We start from the raw sequence: 2,347 nt of genomic DNA on the forward strand, positions 1-2,347 counted from the left end.
CCGGCGGGGAATGGATGTCCACCACGGTGATCACGACGATCAGCGCAAGGGGGATTGCCACCAGCCTGCGGCCCAGCTGCTGCTCTGGGAGGCGGCCCACCGGCACACGCCCCGCACCCATACATATCGGCATACACCCGGCTGCAGTGCATGTCCCACAGCGAGATCTTCGCCTGGCGCCTACGTCGCTCCGTCTTCCACTTCACCTGAGGCCCGCAGTGCGGCATGACCATGGGCACTCCCCCCTGACCAGCGTCTGAGACAGTGCCCACCGCCTGCCGGTGCCAGCCGACCTGGAGGGCCCTGGCGGCGCCCAAGTGTCCCAGGCTCTGGCTCCGGGAGGAGAGCTGGTGGTGTTCGGCGCGCTCTCCACCCACCGGCAGACCGACCCAGCGGGGCTGACGCTCCCGCTCCAGGCCCTGCACTGTTCAAGCCTGCGCCAGTGCTCCGGAGAGCCCTCAGGCATCATCTCGGAGCTGCTCCGTGTGGAATGGTCGCTGAACGTGACATGGGAGCCTTGCGGCCGGGCGTCGTCTCACATGCGTCGTTGTGGCATCCGATGCACGCTGATTGTGGAGAGGACTTCTTGTGTGGGCAATCTGCGCACGTGACGACCCTGCCGTCCCGGCGCGGCCCGAATGAAGGTGGGGATCGAGGGCCGGCCTTCTGGTCATGAGTCGCCATTGGTGAGAGTCGCGCGTGCACCGGGAGGCGCCAGGACGCGGTCCGGTTCAAAGCCTCCCATCGCCGGGTCGACCGTCACGGATCGGCAGGCGGCAGAGGGAAGGAGCGCGATGGAGACCAACTACATCGGCACCTGGACCGTCTCCGGGGCCTTCGCTTCGGTCCTGTCGCGCAACGGCGGCAACGCACTGATGCTGTCGGCCGCCCCCTTGGCCCCCTGGCCGGGCTTCCCGGGGATGCGGCCTCCAGCAGCCCGGCGGTCTACGGGCGCGCTGTGGGAAGCACTGCGGGAGCACTCGTGATCGGTGTCCACGCCAGTTTCGTGGAGACGGATCTCAGCTCCTTCACGGGCGCGCCGGAGACAAGTACGGAAGACGTCGCGAAGCAGACCATGGAGGCACTGGCGAACGACCGGGTCGAAGTCCTCGCCGACGAGTGCACCCGGCAGGTCGAGCACGCTCTGTCGCAACCCGTCGAACGGTGAGGAGGTGCCGGCCCGGTCCGGCGGGGCTGCCCGCAGAGGATCACCGCCTGGTTCCTGCGGCAGCTCGACGAGGTGCTGGATCAGTCCTCAGGACAACCTAGGCAAGACCACAGCGCGGGAGGAATCATGACGGTTGAGCCGACTGCGGGTTACGGATCCCGCGACCAGGCCCTGCACGGGCAGACCCTCGTCGTCATCGGCGGGAGCGCGGGCATCGGGCTGGCGACCGCACGGCTCGCCCGTACCCAGGGCGCCGGCGTGGTCCTCACTGGACGGGACCCCGAACGCCTGCACACCGCCGCCAAGGAGGCCGACGCCCTCAGCACCGCCGCCTTCGACGCCCATGACCCGGAGCAACTCGAACGGTTCTTCCAGCAGCTGCCAGGGCCGATCGACCACGTGATGGTCACCGCGGGCGGCCCGTCCTACGGCCGCCTCCTGGACATGGACGCCGCCCAGGCACGCCGGGCCATCAGCGACCACATGGTGCTCGCCCTCGAGGTCGCACGCCACTGCGCCGGCACCGTACGGCCGGGCGGCACGCTGCTGCTCATGAGCGGCACGGGAGCCCGCCGGATCCGGGCCGCTCTCGGTGTCGCCCCTACAGTCACCGCCGCGACGCCCGCGTTCACGGCCAGTCTCGCACTCGAGCTCGCGCCGGTCCGGGTGAACCTGATCGCCGCCGGCTTCGTGGACACGCCGTTGTCGGCCCGGCTGCTCGGCGACGCGCTCGACGCCCGCCGCGAGGAACTGCGCGCCACGCTGCCGATCGGCCGCGTAGTCGTACCAGAGGACGTGGCGGCGCTCGCCGTGCACATCATGACCAACACCGCACTCACCGGTGCGACCTACGACATCGACGGAGGCCAGCAGCTCGTCGGCTGAGCCGCACGTCGATGGCGGTCATTCGCCACGCATCGCGATGGCCCGATTTGTGTGCTCCGGACTTGCCCGCGGGACGGGATCAACAACGTCATCAGTGCCGCGAGTACTTCCTGGGGGCCTCGTCGGCCACCCAGTGGCCGGTGCCAGGAATGACTACCCTCCGCACGTCGTGGGCGACGAGTAAGCAACCGTCCTCGTCGCAGCGGGGGGGGGGGGGGGCGGCGGGGCCCGCGGCCCCACGGCGCCGGCCTGGGCTTCCGCGTCGGGGCCGGCCGGGCCCCGGGCGGGGGGGGC

General features: G+C 70.3%; 3 protein-coding genes. All 3 read left to right on the forward strand.

The annotated features are described in order from the left end of the window. Positions 1-794: 794 nt before the first annotated feature. The 3 genes from ABT288_RS49805 (at position 795) to ABT288_RS49815 (ending at position 2,053) form a co-directional block, all read left to right on the forward strand. Positions 795-986, forward strand: coding sequence for a Rossmann-fold NAD(P)-binding domain-containing protein (locus tag ABT288_RS49805; RefSeq protein ID WP_351623431.1), 192 nt, complete (start codon positions 795-797; stop codon positions 984-986). Next, on the forward strand, positions 983-1,168 hold the full coding sequence (locus tag ABT288_RS49810; RefSeq protein ID WP_351623432.1) for a Rossmann-fold NAD(P)-binding domain-containing protein: 186 nt from the start codon (positions 983-985) through the stop codon (positions 1,166-1,168). Before ABT288_RS49805 ends, ABT288_RS49810 begins: the two co-directional genes overlap by 4 nt. Positions 1,169-1,294: 126 nt before the next feature. Next, positions 1,295-2,053: an SDR family oxidoreductase gene (locus ABT288_RS49815; protein WP_351623433.1), complete on the forward strand. Its 759-nt coding sequence runs from the start codon at positions 1,295-1,297 to the stop codon at positions 2,051-2,053. Positions 2,054-2,347: the final 294 nt, after the last annotated feature.

It is taken from the genome of Streptomyces sp. NPDC001093, assembly GCF_040298985.1.
Lineage (GTDB): Bacteria > Actinomycetota > Actinomycetes > Streptomycetales > Streptomycetaceae > Streptomyces.